General features: G+C 62.7%; 13 protein-coding genes. 4 read left to right on the top strand and 9 right to left on the bottom strand.

Features of this window, described 5'->3' with window-relative positions; genetic code table 11:
* Positions 1–10: 10 nt before the first annotated feature.
* The 4 genes from LQ231_RS08965 to LQ231_RS08980 form a co-directional block, all read right to left on the bottom strand.
* Positions 11–1,237 carry an MFS transporter gene (locus LQ231_RS08965; RefSeq protein ID WP_230171086.1) on the bottom strand — a complete coding sequence of 409 codons (1,227 nt, stop codon included), beginning with the start codon at positions 1,235–1,237 and terminating at the stop codon, positions 11–13.
* Between the two features lie 138 nt (positions 1,238–1,375).
* A complete protein-coding gene (locus LQ231_RS08970; protein WP_230171087.1) occupies positions 1,376–2,224 on the bottom strand; it encodes an MOSC domain-containing protein in 849 nt (282 codons plus the stop codon).
* A gap of 7 nt (positions 2,225–2,231) precedes the next feature.
* Complete coding sequence (locus tag LQ231_RS08975; RefSeq protein ID WP_230171088.1) at positions 2,232–2,885, bottom strand: HD domain-containing protein; 654 nt, start codon at positions 2,883–2,885, stop codon at positions 2,232–2,234.
* Positions 2,886–2,947: 62 nt separating this feature from the next.
* Positions 2,948–5,752: a DUF2339 domain-containing protein gene (locus LQ231_RS08980; protein WP_230171089.1), complete on the bottom strand. Its 2,805-nt coding sequence runs from the start codon at positions 5,750–5,752 to the stop codon at positions 2,948–2,950.
* 222 nt (positions 5,753–5,974) lie between these two features.
* Between LQ231_RS08980 and nadA the strand changes: the two genes are divergently transcribed.
* From nadA to LQ231_RS09000, 4 genes are all read left to right on the top strand, one after another.
* Positions 5,975–7,054: a quinolinate synthase NadA gene (gene nadA, locus LQ231_RS08985; RefSeq protein ID WP_230171090.1), complete on the top strand. Its 1,080-nt coding sequence runs from the start codon at positions 5,975–5,977 to the stop codon at positions 7,052–7,054.
* Between the two features lie 31 nt (positions 7,055–7,085).
* Positions 7,086–8,678, top strand: a complete 1,593-nt coding sequence (locus LQ231_RS08990) for an L-aspartate oxidase (protein ID WP_230171091.1) — start codon at positions 7,086–7,088, stop codon at positions 8,676–8,678.
* Between the two features lie 20 nt (positions 8,679–8,698).
* Positions 8,699–9,604, top strand: a complete 906-nt coding sequence (gene nadC, locus LQ231_RS08995) for a carboxylating nicotinate-nucleotide diphosphorylase (RefSeq protein ID WP_230171092.1) — start codon at positions 8,699–8,701, stop codon at positions 9,602–9,604.
* Positions 9,605–9,846: 242 nt separating this feature from the next.
* Positions 9,847–10,440, top strand: coding sequence for an EF-hand domain-containing protein (locus LQ231_RS09000; protein ID WP_230171093.1), 594 nt, complete (start codon positions 9,847–9,849; stop codon positions 10,438–10,440).
* A 34-nt stretch (positions 10,441–10,474) separates the two neighbouring features.
* Here LQ231_RS09000 and LQ231_RS09005 read toward each other — a convergent pair whose 3' ends face one another.
* From LQ231_RS09005 to LQ231_RS09025, 5 genes are read right to left on the bottom strand one after another with little or no spacing between them, the layout of a single operon-like run.
* The gene (locus LQ231_RS09005; RefSeq protein WP_230171094.1) at positions 10,475–11,365 is read right to left on the bottom strand and encodes a mechanosensitive ion channel domain-containing protein; all 891 of its coding nucleotides are present in this window, start codon (positions 11,363–11,365) and stop codon (positions 10,475–10,477) included.
* Positions 11,366–11,423: 58 nt separating this feature from the next.
* Complete coding sequence (locus LQ231_RS09010; RefSeq protein WP_230171095.1) at positions 11,424–12,404, bottom strand: NAD regulator; 981 nt, start codon at positions 12,402–12,404, stop codon at positions 11,424–11,426.
* Positions 12,401–12,937, bottom strand: coding sequence for a tyrosine phosphatase family protein (locus LQ231_RS09015; protein ID WP_230171096.1), 537 nt, complete (start codon positions 12,935–12,937; stop codon positions 12,401–12,403). Before LQ231_RS09015 ends, LQ231_RS09010 begins: the two co-directional genes overlap by 4 nt.
* Positions 12,934–13,563 (bottom strand): HD family hydrolase, encoded by a 630-nt coding sequence (locus tag LQ231_RS09020; protein ID WP_113140849.1) that lies wholly within the window; start codon positions 13,561–13,563, stop codon positions 12,934–12,936. Before LQ231_RS09020 ends, LQ231_RS09015 begins: the two co-directional genes overlap by 4 nt.
* Positions 13,564–13,565: 2 nt before the next feature.
* The gene (locus LQ231_RS09025) at positions 13,566–14,405 is read right to left on the bottom strand and encodes a folate-binding protein YgfZ (RefSeq protein ID WP_230171097.1); all 840 of its coding nucleotides are present in this window, start codon (positions 14,403–14,405) and stop codon (positions 13,566–13,568) included.
* Positions 14,406–14,427 lie beyond the last annotated feature (22 nt).

A 14,427-nucleotide genomic window follows, 5' to 3' on the forward strand; every position in this document is an offset into this window, starting at 1 on the left:
TGGAGCAAATTTAAGCCGCGACGACAGCCGGTCGTTCGACCGCTTTCTCGCGGATCGGCCAATGCACCACAGCGGCGAACAGGCCAAGGATTACACCCAGCCACCAGACCTGGTCATAGGTGCCGAAGCGGTCGTAGAGATAGCCGCCCATCCACACGCCGAGGAACGAGCCGATCTGGTGCGACAGGAACACCAGGCCGCCGAGCAGGCCGAGATGGCGCGTGCCGAACATGATCGCCACGAGGCCATTGGTCGGCGGCACGGTGGACAGCCACAGCAGGCCCATCACGGCGGCGAAGATCACCACCGATGCCGGTGATTGCGGCAACAGCAGGAAGGCCGTCACCGCGATCGAGCGGCCGATATAGATCAGCGCCAGGAAATACGGTTTCGAATAGCGCTGGCCGATCACGCCGGCGGCCAGCGAACCGATAATGTTGAAGAAGCCGATCAGCGCCATGGCGATCACGGCATAGCGCGCCTCGATGCCGATATCGCCGAGATAGGCGGGAAAATGCGCGGTGATGAAGGCCACCTGGAAACCGCAGACAAAAAAGCCGGTGGTCAGCAATAGGTAGCTCTTGTGGGTCAGCGCTTCTTTCAGCGCGGCGGCCACCGTCTGCTCGTACTGCGCCTTCGACTGGCTGCCGGAGTTGGCATTGCCGCGCAGTGGATAGGCGAGCAGCGGCACGATCAGCATCATGATCGACATATAGACAAGCCCGTCCGACCAGCCGACGGCCGAAATCAGGCCCTGGGACAGTGGCGCAAACAGGAACATGCCTGCAGACCCGGCAGCCGTGCCAATGCCGAACGCCATCGAGCGCTGCTCGGGCGTCACATTGCGGGCGAATGCCGAGAGAATGACGCTGAACGAGCCGGCACCGATGGCCGTGCCGACCAGAACGCCGCCACCGATATGCAGCCAGATCGGCGCGGACGCATGTGCCATCATCAGCAGGCCGAGTGCATAGAGCACGCCGGACATGACAACCACGCGGCCGGTTCCGTATTTGTCGGCGAGGGCTCCGAAGAACGGTTGGCTGAGGCCCCAGCACAGGTTCTGTACCGCCATGGCCAGACCGAAGGTCGAGCGGTCCCATCCGCGATCCGCCAGCATCGGCAACTGGAAGAAGCCCATCGCAGAACGCGGGCCGAATGTCATGACGGCAACAAGTGAACCGGCGATGATGATCAGCCAGGGCATGGTGGAACGGGGGATGGTGGTCGTGGCCATGAGATTCGCTCCGATTGTCCGCAGACAATACAGGAGCGTTCTCGTGACGAAAAACGCCAATTGATGAACTGGCCATCAGCTTAATTGATGAACGTCAGCATCGCGCGCGAAACAGGTAATGTCGCGTGGCTCGCTGGCTCAGCGCTTCTTGATTGCCCAGGGTTCCGAACGCTCTTCGATGATGGTCACCCCGTCGCCCAGCGCGATCGCGCCTTCACCGCGCGGCACGGCGTTCCAGCCGAACAGCGGGCCGGGCACTCGCCGGTCGGCCGACATGCGGATCCGGCCCATGGCCGGGATTGGACTTGCACCCTCGCGCGAACCGGTCTTCTGGTCCTGACTGGTCATGATGCAGCGGGCGCATGGCTTGACGAAGTCATAGCGGATGCCGGCGATCTCGATCGCCGTCCAGCGATCCTCGGCCCAGGCCTCGTCGCAGTCGACGACGATATTCGGCCGGAAGCGCTCCATGCCGACTGCGCCTTCGCCATGCTTGGCCATGTCGTCGTTGAGGGCACGCAGCGAACCGGTCGTCGTCACCAGGACCTGATACCCATCGGCGAAGCTGACGGGACTGTCGTTGCCGGCCCATTCCTTGCTGGCGAGACGTCGGGCGGCCGTATCGAAGAACACAAGCTTCATCGGCGTGCCGAACCAGGCCGAGAGCGTCGCATTGGTCGCATCGTCCGCCACTGCGGCGCTGACGATCGATTTCCACACGGCCACGTCCATGCGGCTGTCCGGCTGCGGCGGTGCGACGATGCGCTCGCGGCCGTCGTCCAGCGTCAGGCGGATGCCGTTCTCGGTCGGGGTAACCGTCAACCTCGCCAGAGCCGGCAAATCGCGCTGGGTGATGAATTGACCGGTCGGGTCGACGATCATCATCCGCCGGTCGCCGGCAAGTCCCATGGCCTCGACGCGGGCGGAGGGCACGGTGATGCCGCGGGCGCTCTTCAGCGGAAAGATATTGAGTTCGGTGACCTGCATGACAGCCTCAGATTTCATCGTGGAACAGGGACAGGAAGTGGCTCAGGCGCTCGTGCCGCTCCATGGCCAGTTCGCGACCGGTCGCGGTCTGGAAACCGTCGGAGAGCTTCAGCAGCTTTGCCGGAAAATGGTCGATGGCGAAACGCCTGTCGTCGAGCGGTCGGTCTTTCGCCTCGGGGTCGGCTGGGTCATAGAGCCCGGAGCCCATGCGGCCGGCAATATAGAAACAGCGCGCTACGCCGACCATGCCGATCGCGTCGAGCCTGTCGGCATCCTGCAGGATCTTCGCTTCGGTGCTTTCGGGCGCGATATTCGCGGAAAAGCTGTGCGTCAGGATGGCATGGGCGACGGCGGCGATGCGGGCTGCCTCCCAGCCGAGACCGGCCAGAATGCCGGAGGCCTTGTCTGCCGCCAGTCGCGATGCCTGCGAACGCAGTGGGGAATTCTTCTCGACGGCAACGCAGTCATGCAGCAACACGGCTGCGGCCAGAACCTCGCCATCGCCGCCTTCACCCGCATGGATGCGCATCGCATTGCGGAACACCCGGTGGATATGGGCGATGTCATGCGAACCGTCATCGCTGTCCGTCGCATGTGGCAGCAGATGCACAGCCAAGGCTTCGAAGGGCGCAAAGGCGCTCGCGGTCAGTGTCTCGGCCATGATGATTCCATGCGGTTGCGGCGCGTTATTTAGACCAGTCGAACCGGCTCTAGCAATTGGACTCAATTTTTCTCTGCAACCTCTTCGGCCGGTGCCGATGCGATCTCCTCATTGTCCCGGACCGGTCTGCTGCTCAGGATCTTCTGGTAGAACAGGCCAATGCCGATCAGCACCACGCCAAGCCCGATGAAGGACAGAGCCCTCAGCACGCCTTCGAGATTGCTCATGTCGATCAGAAACGCCTTGCCGACCGACAGCATGACCAGCACGGCAGAGGCAATGCGCAGGCTGCGGGCATTCAGCCGCGAGCCGAGCGCCAGAAGTCCGACGCCGATCATCAGCCAGGCGACCGAATAGCTGTAGGTCTCGGCCTGCAGGAAGCCCTTCCATTCGGCGATGAATTCGCCCTGCCAGAAGCGGCGCACGCTGAGCGTCACCCAGGCAAAGCCAAGGGCTGCGCCACTGATGGCCAGCAGCGTCACATAAGGCAGCGGCCGCTTGTCGCGGGCATAAAGGGCCAGTCCGGCATAGGCGAGGCCGGGCAACAGATAGCCGATGAAAAGCAGGTTGATCAGCGGCCAGTTGCCGGTGCTTTCACCGGTGAAGAATGGGTTCAGCGCACCGAGATGGGCCGTCAGCACCTGCAGTATCGATACAACCCCGGCGGCCATCGATCCATAGCGGAACACCGGGCTCGGCGATTTCCGGTCAAGCGTCATCATGATGCCAGAAAGGCCGATGAACAGCAGCGTATAGATCGATTGTTCGCCAAGCGTCGGCACGCTGTCATCGAGCACGCCGCCGTTCATCGCATGGCGGATGAGGATGGCGACAGCCAGAAGTCCGAGCAGGCTGGCGATCGCCTGCAGGGCGTTGCGCACCCGCGCGCCCGGCCAGCGGCGCAATTCATAGGCTGCGGCCGCGGCCAGAAGTGCCGGGATCCCGTAACCGGGCAGAAGGGCATTGACGAAGGGCGTCTTGCCGAGTGCATCCGCCCCGACCAGAGTCGGCTCCCAGCCGATGCGCAACAGCACGCCGATAGAGGCCGCGGCCATCATCCACGGCAATCCGCTCCATGCTCGCAGGCGCGTGGCGATCAGGAAGGCAAAGCCGAGAACCGAGAGCAGCACGGTCGTGACGATGCCATCGGTCAGTGCATGCAGCGCAAAGGCAAATGCTGCAAAGCTGCCGGCAATCATGACGTCGCGGGCGCGGCGCAGGTCATCCTGCCGGCCGATCTTGCCGATCGCCTCGGCCGCAGCAATCAGGATGAGACCGACCGCAATCCCGTAGAGGCCATGCGTCCAGTCGCGGCTGTAGACGCCGTAGAAGACGAAGCTGATTACCGCAAGTGCGGTCGGAACGGCTGCGGCAATGCCGGCCCAGAGCGTGGCGAAGATCGGATCGGCAGCGCCGCGGCGGCGGATGAAGCTGAGGCCGAGCAGCAGGAAGATCGCGCCAAGGCCGAGGGAGACGAGGATCTGCAGATTGCCGAGGCTTGGCAGGCTGACAGTGCTGCCACTGGCCGAACCCAGCATCCACAGGACATTCGTCGTCAAGCCCGCCTCGGCAAGAGCAGTGAGCAGGGCGCCACCGGCGGCCAGCACGGCCGGCCAGAATGCGCCATGACGGGCGGCACCCGCCGCCGCGAGCGAGCCGATCAGGGCCACCGAGGCGTAGAGCGGAAAGAGGTCCGCAACGCTGTCGACGAACAGAAGCATCAGCGCCGGCAAGATCACGGCAAGCGCCATCGTGATGTCGAGGCCGATCGCGCCACGAATGGCGAGCTTGCCGAGATTGTCCCAGGTAAGCGACGTGTTGTCCGGCTCGGCGCTGGATGTCGTGCCCGGCCAGATCAGCAGCCAGCTGGCGACCATGGCAATCAGCGCCAGCGTCACCGGTGTCAGGTCGGCAGGGCCGCTGAAGGCAATATAGACGAGCGCCCAGAGCCCGAGCCCGGCATGGGCGATCGCGGGCACGATATGCCAGCGCCTGAAGCGCGAGGCGAAAGCGGTGGCGACCAGCGACAGGGTCAGGAAGCCGAACAGCGTCCATGGGCTTGGCGCGGTGCTCGAGACCAGAGCCGGCGTGACCATCGAACCGGCAAGACCAAGGCCTGCCAACACCTGGCCATGCAGCAAAGACAGGCCGAGCACGGCAAAGGCAACCAGTGACAGGAGCAGGAAGGCAGCGGTCGCGCCGATGAAGGCGTAGATCCCGTGTGCTGCGTAGATCGCGCCGAACAAAGTCAACGCGCCGGCAGCCGTCAGGATACCGGGGATCATCGCGTTTTCATAAAGAGCCGCCATCTTCGGCAAGGCCTTGCGCCGGACGAGTTCGCCGCCGGCAATCAACAACAGGCCGAACAGGACCGCGAGCGTCAGCCGGACGCCCGGACCGAGCAGGCCGCTTTCGATCGAATAGCGGACGAGGAACAGGCCGCCGAGCGCCAGTGCCAGACCACCCGCCCAGACGGCCCAACGTGCGCCGAGCAGATTTTCCAGCGTGTCGGTCTTGGTGGCGGATGTCGCGCGCGCTGCCACGGTATCAGGTTGCGATGCGCCGACCGGTGCCTCGTCGACCGCTTGCTCGCGCGCCGCGATATCCAGGCCTGCGTCCGGTTCGTCCACCTCTGGCGCAGCGACAATGGGCATCTGCTCCGGCGTTTGCCCTTCAATATCGTTCGACGCTGCGCCCGGTGCGGTCTCCGTTGAAGCCAGCGAAATCACGGCTGTGGCTGGATGCCCCATCACCAACCGTTCGTTCAGGATGGCCACGTCGCTTTCGAGCTTGGCAATGCGTTTGCTCGCTCCGCGCTGGGTGGTGAACAAGATGCCGACAAGGATCAGGACCAGGATTTCGAGCATGCGGCCTCGTGTTGGGTGCTTTGGTTGCTACAACACTAGCGTTTTTCAGCAGCAGTGAAAGAGCGCTTGGTCACGCGGGCCGTCGGTGTCCGACATGCCGTTTATGCAAACGCGCTTGCATTCCGATGCGAAACTTCCTAAATCGAGGTCACCGGCAGCAGCCGGTTTTCTTTGGATTTTATTATGCTCAAAATGAGCATAATAGTGGGAGGAGAGGCCGCCATGGAAGAAGTTAGAGCCCTGAAGGCTGATCCGGCCAAGGCATTGTCGCGCACCGCAGCCGAGCGTTTCGGCGTGCTGGAACGTCCGGACCTGAGCTACACCCCGGCCGTCGCCAAGGAAACCGCGCATCTCTACGACAAGGTCAGAGATTTCATTCCGGCCATCGAGTGGCCGGTGTTTGCGCCCTACATCCATGCGATCAATCGCATCAAGAAGGAGCGCGGGGCGGTCATCCTTGCCCACAATTACCAGACGCCGGAGATCTTCCACTGCGTTGCCGACATCAAGGGCGATTCGCTGCAGCTCGCCCGCGATGCGACCACCGTCGATGCCGAGATCATCGTCCAGTGCGGCGTGCATTTCATGGCCGAGACCTCGAAACTGCTCAATCCGGCAAAGACCGTTCTGATCCCGGATGGCCGCGCCGGCTGCTCGCTGTCGGAATCGATCACCGGCGCCGATGTCCGGTTGTTGCGAGAACGTTACCCCGGCGTGCCCGTCGTCACCTATGTGAATACGTCTGCTGACGTGAAGGCCGAGACCGATATCTGCTGCACCTCGGCCAATGCCGTTGACGTGGTCAACAGCTTCGACAGCGATACCGTGCTCTGCATTCCCGATGAATATCTGGCGATGAACGTTGCCAACCAGACGACCAAGAAGATCCTCACTTGGAAGGGCCATTGCGAGGTGCATGAGCGTTTCACCGCCGATGAGTTGCTCGAATACAAGCGCGCCGATCCGTCGATCGAGATCGTCGCCCATCCGGAATGCCATCCGAGCGTGCTCGCGGTGTCAGACTACTCCGGCTCGACCAAGGGCATGATCGACTACGTCAAGACCAGGCGTCCTGGCCGTGTGCTTCTGGTCACCGAATGCTCGATGGCCTCGAACATCCAGGTGGAGGTCCCCGACGTCGATTTCGTCAAGCCTTGCAACCTCTGTCCGCACATGAAGCGGATCACCCTGCCGAAGATCCTCGACAGCCTGCTCTATATGACGGAGGAGGTGACCGTGGATCCGGCGATTGCCGGCCGCGCGCGGCTTGCGGTCGAGCGCATGATCAATCTGAAGAATTAGGAATGCCCGGCCTGTGCTGGGGGAGGCAGACATGGCAATCAATCTGGAATCGATGCGGCCGCAATCCTGGCAGGGGATCGACGATATCGTCATCGTCGGCGGTGGGCTGGCGGGGCTGTTCTGCGCCCTGAAGCTCAGCCCGCGGCCTGTCACGATTCTCGCGGCCGCACCGATCGGGCAGGGCGCGTCCTCCGCCTGGGCACAGGGCGGCATTGCTGCGGCCATGAGCCCCGGCGACAGTTTCGAAAAGCATCTGGCCGACACGGTTGCGGCCGGTGCCGGAATCGTCGAGGAAAAGATTGCCCGGCTGATGATCTCGGAAGGCCCGGACCGCATTCACGATCTTCTCGCCTATGGCGTACCGTTTGACCGCGACCTGGAAGGTCATCTGCTCTTGTCGCGCGAGGCCGCCCATTCTGAACGCCGCATCGTCCGGGTTGCCGGCGATCGGGCCGGAGGCGCGATCATGGAAGCCCTGATCGCCGCTGTCCGCCGCACCCCGTCGATCCGCGTCATGGAAGGTTATGTCGTCGAGGAACTGATCGCCGAAGGGCGTTTCGTCTCCGGCGTCATCGCCCGTCCCGATGCCGGCCAGTCGAAAAGCCGTGTCGCCTTTCCGGCCCGCGCCGTCGTTTTGTGCTCCGGCGGTGTCGGCCACCTCTACAAGGTGACCACCAATCCGCCGGAAGCGCGCGGCACCGGGGTCGGCATGGCCGCCAAGGCGGGCGCCACGCTGGCCGATGCCGAATTTGTCCAGTTCCACCCGACGGCCATCGATATCGGCCATGATCCGGCACCCCTGGCGACCGAAGCGCTGCGCGGCGACGGCGCGATCCTGGTCAACAAGGCCGGCCATCGTTTTATGACCGATCTGCATCCCGACGCCGAACTGGCGCCGCGTGACATCGTTGCGCGTGGCGTCTTCGCCGAGGTTTCGGCCGGGCGTGGTGCCTTCCTCGATTGCACCAAGGCGGTCGGCAGTCATTTTCCAACCCAGTTCCCGACCGTTTATGCCTCCTGCATCGCGGCCGGCATCGATCCCGTCACCCAGCCGATCCCGGTCGTGCCGGCGGTGCATTATCACATGGGCGGCGTGGCGGTGGATGCCGATGGTCGCACCTCGCTGGACGGCCTTTGGGCCGCCGGCGAGGTGACCTCGACCGGCGTACACGGTGCCAATCGCCTGGCCTCCAATTCGCTGCTCGAAGCGGTGGTCTTTGCCGGTCGCATCGCCGATCATATCAAGGGTCTGCTGCCGGAGGCGACGCTGTATGAATGGCCGAAGACGGCCGGCGAAAACGATGACCTTGTAACCATCGAAGACAGTCGGCAGTTGAAGGCGCTACGCCAGTTGATGAGCGCCCATGCGGGCGTCATTCGCGACGCGGAAGGGCTGAAGACGCTGATCCGCGAGATTGCCCGGCTGGAGCGGGAAAACAGCCGTGTTCGCTTCAGCAATATGGCGGCTGTTGCCAAGCTGATCGCTGTCGGCGCCTTGCAGCGCACCGAAAGCCGCGGCGCCCATATGCGGTCTGATTTCCCCCAAATCAGCGACACCCAGCGCCACCGCACCTATATGACCCTCAAGGATGCCGATCGCATCGTTGCCGAGATCATCGGCTGAGACAGGAAAAGGACCGTATCATGACCGGCAGCTTTCGTCCCGAACTCTCGCCCCTGATGGTTGACGATCTCGTCCGTGCAGCCCTTCTGGAAGATCTCGGTCGCGCCGGCGACATTACCACCTATGCGACGATCGGGCCGGAAAAGATGGCGCTTGCCGCGATGAACAGCCGGGAAAATGGCGTGGTCGCCGGCTTGCCGCTGGCGCGCGCCGCATTTCGCCTGCTGGATCCTGAGCTGCGTTTCGAGGCGCTGGTTGCTGATGGAGACCGCGTCGAACCCGGCCAGCCGCTGGCGCGGGTCGAAGGCCCGGCCCGTGCTGTTCTCTCGGCAGAACGCGTCGCCCTGAACTTCCTCATGCATCTCTCCGGCGTTGCAAGTTATACCGCCCGCTTCGCCGATGAGATCGCCCACACGGCCGCTCGCGTGACCTGCACGCGCAAGACCCTGCCGGGCCTGCGTTCGGTGGAGAAATATGCGGTACGGCTCGGCGGCGGTTCCAATCACCGCTACGGCCTCGACGATGCCATCCTGATCAAGGACAATCACATCGCCGTTTCGGGCGGCGTCGCATCCGCGATCCGCGCCGCCCGCGCCTATGCAGGCCATCTGGTCAAGGTCGAAGTTGAAGTCGACGGGCTCGACCAGATGCGTGAGGCGCTTGCAGCACGCCCGGATGCGATCCTGCTCGACAATATGGGCCCGGACATGCTGCGCGAGGCAGTGGAGATCAACCGCAAGCATCACGGCCTGTCGGTCGAAGCCTATGGCGAAATCGCCGCGCGGATCGCGCTGGAAGCCTCCGGCAATGTCAATCTCCAGACGATCAGGGCCATTGCGGAGACGGGTGTCGATTACATCTCGACCTCGAAGATAACCATGGCCGCCCCGACGCTCGACATCGGTCTCGACATCGAACTGAAATAATCTGGTACCCGGCAGGACTGAATTTGTCTGAATTTGCTGCCGTCCGGCGCGAAATTGTTATTGCTTAATTAATATTTATCAATGTCTTGGGTGAATATTAGCAGCCATGTGCGCTACTTATCAGGGGTGATTATTGGTTTTTGACGCCCCAGATCGAATCTCCTAGCCCAAAGTCGTTCTCAGGTTTTGGTTTTGCGTGCTGCGGATACAAACATTGAAGCCCTTTTCATAAGGAGGTTTGTATGACGAGTATCTCATCGATGTCGAGCGGCGCAAGCGCGGGCTCCACTCTCTCTATCTCGAGCCTCGATACCAATGGCGACGGCGTCGTCAGCGCCGAGGAACTCGAAGCGGCCAAGCCTTCCCGGACGCAGGATCCAACCGTCGAGGGCGAAAATGCCGCGACAGGCATGGCCTCACAACTGACCAGCAGCCTGATCACCATGCTGCTCGAAAGCGGCGCCAATTCTGCGGCTGGCAATGATCGGCAGACCGAGCATGCACGCGACCTGTTTGCCACCATTGACGCAGATGCCGATGGCACGGTGACGCAGGAAGAATTTGTCACCGGCCGGCCGGATGGCATGAGCGAGGAAGAGGCAATCAGCCTGTTTTCTGCGGCCGACACCGAAGGCGTTGGGTCTCTGACCGAGGATCAGTTCCTTCAGGCTTTTGAGGTCAGCGGACCGCCAATGGCTGCTCCGCCGCTAGCAGACGCGGAAACCGGCGATGACGGTTCGACGATGAGCCTGCTCGACGTTCTCGACGAGATGCAGAAGGTAATCGACGCGTATCGTGAAAATTCCGGCGACATAACGGAAATCGAGCAGGCCTGATAGCCAATGCCGGATTGTGGCGGCAGTCCGGCATTCAGGCCGTCTTCGCCTCGGCGTCTTCGGATTGCCGGGGCAGGCTGACGGGCGGAGCGAAGCCGTGATACGTCACCTGCGGGAACGGGATGGAAATTCCGTTCTCGTCGAAGGAGGTCTTGATCTTCTTGATCATCTCCCGCGACGTCGGCCAGAAATCGCCAGCCTTTGTCCAGTACCACAGGGTCAGGACGACGGAGCTGTCGCCCAATTGATCGACAAAGGTAGAGACTTCCGGACTGCGCAGCACGCGCGTGTCTGCCTCCGCGTGCTTTCGCATGATCGTCTCGGCAAGTTCGATATCGTCATCGTAGCCGATGCCGATCTTCAGCTCGAAGCGCCGCGTGGGCTCGCGACTGTAGTTCGTGATCGGTACATTCCACAGGATCGAATTCGGTGCCAGCCGGTAAAGTCCATCCGGTGTTTTCAATTCGGTCGCAAAAAGCCCGATATCCACGACCGTGCCGGAAATTTCGCCGGTATCGATGTACTCGCCGACGCGAAATGGCCTCAGCACCAAAAGCATGATGCCGGCCGCGATATTCTGCAGCGTTCCCTGAAGGGCAAGGCCGATCGCAAGGCCGGCAGCACCCAGTGTTGCGATAATGGATGCCGTCTGCACACCGAACTGGCCAAGGGCCGTCACAAACACAAGGATGAGAATGCCGTAGCGGACCACATGAGCGAAGAACCGCGCCAATGTCTCATCCAGACCGCGGATCCGCATCAGCGCCGTATGGGTCCACCGGCTGAGCAGCACCGCAAGCCACCAGCCAAGCACCAGAAGCAGCAGCGCGCCGATCACCGAAAACGAATATTGCACGACAAGTGCGCTGGCCTGGGTCAACGCTGCTTGTGTCGCGACGATAACTTCGCTGGCTTGTTCTTCCATGCTTTCTGCTCCTCTGCCATTGTCGTCAATGGGCTACATGGGGCAGGGGCGCGTGAGGTCAACCGCCGGTACGACCACCAAGCTTGAGGCCGGGGGCTGGTCTTTCGTCCAGAATCTGGCGCCGGAACCGAAAGAGTGCTGCAGGTCGGCCGCCGGTTGCGGACTGCGTCAATCCGGTCGGTTCCACCAGTTCGGCTCCCTCGACGAGACGCCGGAAATTCTGCTTGTGCAGGTGTCGGCCCGAGATCGCCTCGACGGTGGCCTGCAGGTCCGTCAGGGTGAACTCCGACGGCATCAATTCAAACACCACCGGTCGGTATTTGATCTTTCCGCGCAACCGGGCGAGTGCTGTAGCGGCAATTCGCCTGTGATCATGACGCATTGCGATGCCGAGCGCGCCGGCGATCCGCCGCCTCGCAAGCCTGCCGTCGACGACGGCCTCATCGAGCAAGCCCGCTTCGTAGAGCAGTTCGTAGCGCTCCAGCACACGTTCTTCGTCGAACGGAAAATCATCCAGGCCGAATGCAAGCTTCAGCCGCGCGCGCCGCGCGATTTGCGGGCCGCCGGACTTTGCCACAACCGTTTCTTCCACCCAGTTTTGCAGGGCAGGCAGGATGACGTGATCAAGAACATCGGGCCTGCCCTGTCGCCAGTCCTCCCATGGCAGATAGCCGTACCAGTCACGCCATTTCGCACCGGATGCCTCCAGTCGAGCGGCGCGGTCGGCTTCCATGCGGGTGAGGGCGAGATAGCCGACCGACACCACATGCGGCCCGCGATCACCGGGCAGCTTGTGCCGCCCGCGGTCGCCAAACGTGTAGAGCTGTTCGATATAGCCAAGTTCGAGTGCAGTCTGGGCTTCGACCGTGTGGCGGAGCGACATTTCCATCGTCCGGTGCCGGGTCGGGTCAAATGGACCGAAAGGCAGGCCCTCCAGAGAGTTGTGGGTCTCGCCGACGACCAGCAGGCGAGGGCTGCGGCCCGCCATAGCGACGATGGCAGCATTGAGCCCGATCTCGATCTCGGCAGCGGCGCTCATCGGCTGAATGTTTCGCGCATCGGCAAGGGCAGGGCGAAAGGCGTATTGCCATCCGCATCGGCACCGCGCCCGATCGATTTGACCGCCGCAATCAGCCTGCCGCCCCGCCCAAGCATCTGGTCGCCGATCTCGATCAGCAGCATGTTCGGCGTGGCAAACGGCGATGCCGCGCGCAATCTGTTGGCCAGATCCTCGTCATCGTCATCCGGCGCGACTGCCAGGCTTGCGATCAGGGCTGCGGCCGGCGAGCGCGATACGCCCATCCAGCAATGCACGATCAAGGGCGCCTCACGATCCCAGGACCGGGCAAAGTCGATGATCTGACCGACATGCACCTCCTGCGGCGCGATCAGGTCGCCGGTCCCGGCAACCGTGATGTCATTGACCCCGAGCTTCAGATGCCGGTCCGCGCGGATGACTGCCGGCCGATGGAAATCCTGATTGACGGCCAAAAGGCTGATCATCTCGCACGCCTTGTGGCGAACGGCCATTTCCGCGATGCGCGCGAGTGGCGAAACGACGATCAGGCTCATCTTGCCTCCATGGGCAGGTTCGCGCGCTGAGCTTCCAGCGCCTCGAAGCGCTCCAGGAACTTTGCCTGAGCCAGATAGGCGGGCAGGGGCTCGATTGCCACCATGTCACGGGTAAAGCCGCGCGGTTGGCCAAAATACTTGCGCGCCTCTGCCTCGGAAAATCCGGCGAGCACGGTGGCCTCGAAATAGGCGCAGACGATATCGGCCTTCTTGATCTGGTCTTTCAATGACGCTTTGGCATGCGCCGGCAGGCTGAAGCGCAGATGGATGGCCGCCTCCAGCCGCTTTTCGACAACCTTGTAACCGCCGCCGACCACCGCCTTGAACGGCGAGATCATGTCGCCGATGACATATTCCGGCGCATCGTGCAGCAAGGCGACCAGCAGATCATCCAGCGTCGCCTTCGGGTTCGACCGGCGAAAGATGTCCTCGACGATCAGGCTGTGCTGGGCAACTGAAAAGGCGTGGTCGCCAGAGGTCTGGCCATTCCATCTTGCGACACGGGCAAGGCCATGGGCAATGTCGGAAATCTCCACGTCGAGCGGCGAGGGATCGAGAAGGTCGAGCCGACGCCCCGAAAGCATGCGCTGCCAGGCACGTCCCGAAACGGTGTCAGCCGGAAGCATGCTCAGCTTTCCTCCGCGTTTGCCGGGAAGGTCAGCGCCGTCCAGCCGGGCAGGCTGACAGCAATCGGCACCTCTCCGGCAAGGATCGCCGCACCCTTGGCCATGGCTTCGCCAGCTTTGTCGATGCGCAGGATGGCGAGCCCGCGCAGCCCGGCCACCGTCCCGAGCGTGCCGATGATCTTGCCGTCAACTGTCACGTCGCTGCCGCTCGGGGGAAGAGGGCTTTCGGCCGCCACGATCACTGCGCGGCGCCGTGCCGTCGAGCGATGATGCATGCGCGACACCACTTCCTGGCCGACGTAACAGCCCTTCCGGAAGGATACCCCGCCGGATTTATCGAGCAGCACGTCATGCGGGAAGGCATCCTGCAGGCCGTAGTCGCTCCCTGATTCGGCCACGCCGCTCAGAATGCGCAGCGCATCATAGGCGCTGACCGGTCCTGCCTCGGCAGATGAGCCGATGCGGCGACGAACATCGACGCCTGCCACGGCAAAGCGGTGGTCGGAGATGCCTGCATCAGATTGGTCCGTGCCCCAACTGACCGTTGCGCCGTTTTCGCCGAAAGCTTCGATCACGACGGGCGCGCGCAATTTGTACATCGAAAGCCGACGGATCAGCGCTTCCTGCTGATCTGCCCGCGTGTCGATCACGAAGTCAGCGTCCTCACGCCAGATCAGGAAGTCGAACAGGATCTTGCCTTGGGGCGTCAGCAGAGCGCCCGGCAAAGCCAACCTCGTCTGAAGTGCGGCCAAGTCCGTGGTAATCAGGTTTTGCAGGAAAGGCTCGGCATCGGGACCGCTGATCCGGATGAAGGCGCGGTCGGGCAGAAAAGCTGAGGGCATGATAAATCACCGCGATGAGTTC

Source organism: Rhizobium sp. CECT 9324 (genome assembly GCF_918741265.1).
Taxonomy (GTDB): Bacteria; Pseudomonadota; Alphaproteobacteria; order Rhizobiales; family Rhizobiaceae; genus Allorhizobium.

Coding starts and splice junctions, on each gene's coding strand:
- LQ231_RS09005 (WP_230171094.1), bottom strand. CDS start 11,365: ATGGAAGAACAAGCCAGCGAAGTTATCGTCGCGACACAAGCAGCGTTG.
- LQ231_RS08990 (WP_230171091.1), top strand. CDS start 7,086: ATGGCAATCAATCTGGAATCGATGCGGCCGCAATCCTGGCAGGGGATC.
- LQ231_RS09000 (WP_230171093.1), top strand. CDS start 9,847: ATGACGAGTATCTCATCGATGTCGAGCGGCGCAAGCGCGGGCTCCACT.
- LQ231_RS09015 (WP_230171096.1), bottom strand. CDS start 12,937: ATGAGCCTGATCGTCGTTTCGCCACTCGCGCGCATCGCGGAAATGGCC.
- nadC (WP_230171092.1), top strand. CDS start 8,699: ATGACCGGCAGCTTTCGTCCCGAACTCTCGCCCCTGATGGTTGACGAT.
- LQ231_RS08970 (WP_230171087.1), bottom strand. CDS start 2,224: ATGCAGGTCACCGAACTCAATATCTTTCCGCTGAAGAGCGCCCGCGGC.
- LQ231_RS08980 (WP_230171089.1), bottom strand. CDS start 5,752: ATGCTCGAAATCCTGGTCCTGATCCTTGTCGGCATCTTGTTCACCACC.
- nadA (WP_230171090.1), top strand. CDS start 5,975: ATGGAAGAAGTTAGAGCCCTGAAGGCTGATCCGGCCAAGGCATTGTCG.
- LQ231_RS08975 (WP_230171088.1), bottom strand. CDS start 2,885: ATGGCCGAGACACTGACCGCGAGCGCCTTTGCGCCCTTCGAAGCCTTG.
- LQ231_RS09025 (WP_230171097.1), bottom strand. CDS start 14,405: ATGCCCTCAGCTTTTCTGCCCGACCGCGCCTTCATCCGGATCAGCGGT.
- LQ231_RS09010 (WP_230171095.1), bottom strand. CDS start 12,404: ATGAGCGCCGCTGCCGAGATCGAGATCGGGCTCAATGCTGCCATCGTC.
- LQ231_RS08965 (WP_230171086.1), bottom strand. CDS start 1,237: ATGGCCACGACCACCATCCCCCGTTCCACCATGCCCTGGCTGATCATC.
- LQ231_RS09020 (WP_113140849.1), bottom strand. CDS start 13,563: ATGCTTCCGGCTGACACCGTTTCGGGACGTGCCTGGCAGCGCATGCTT.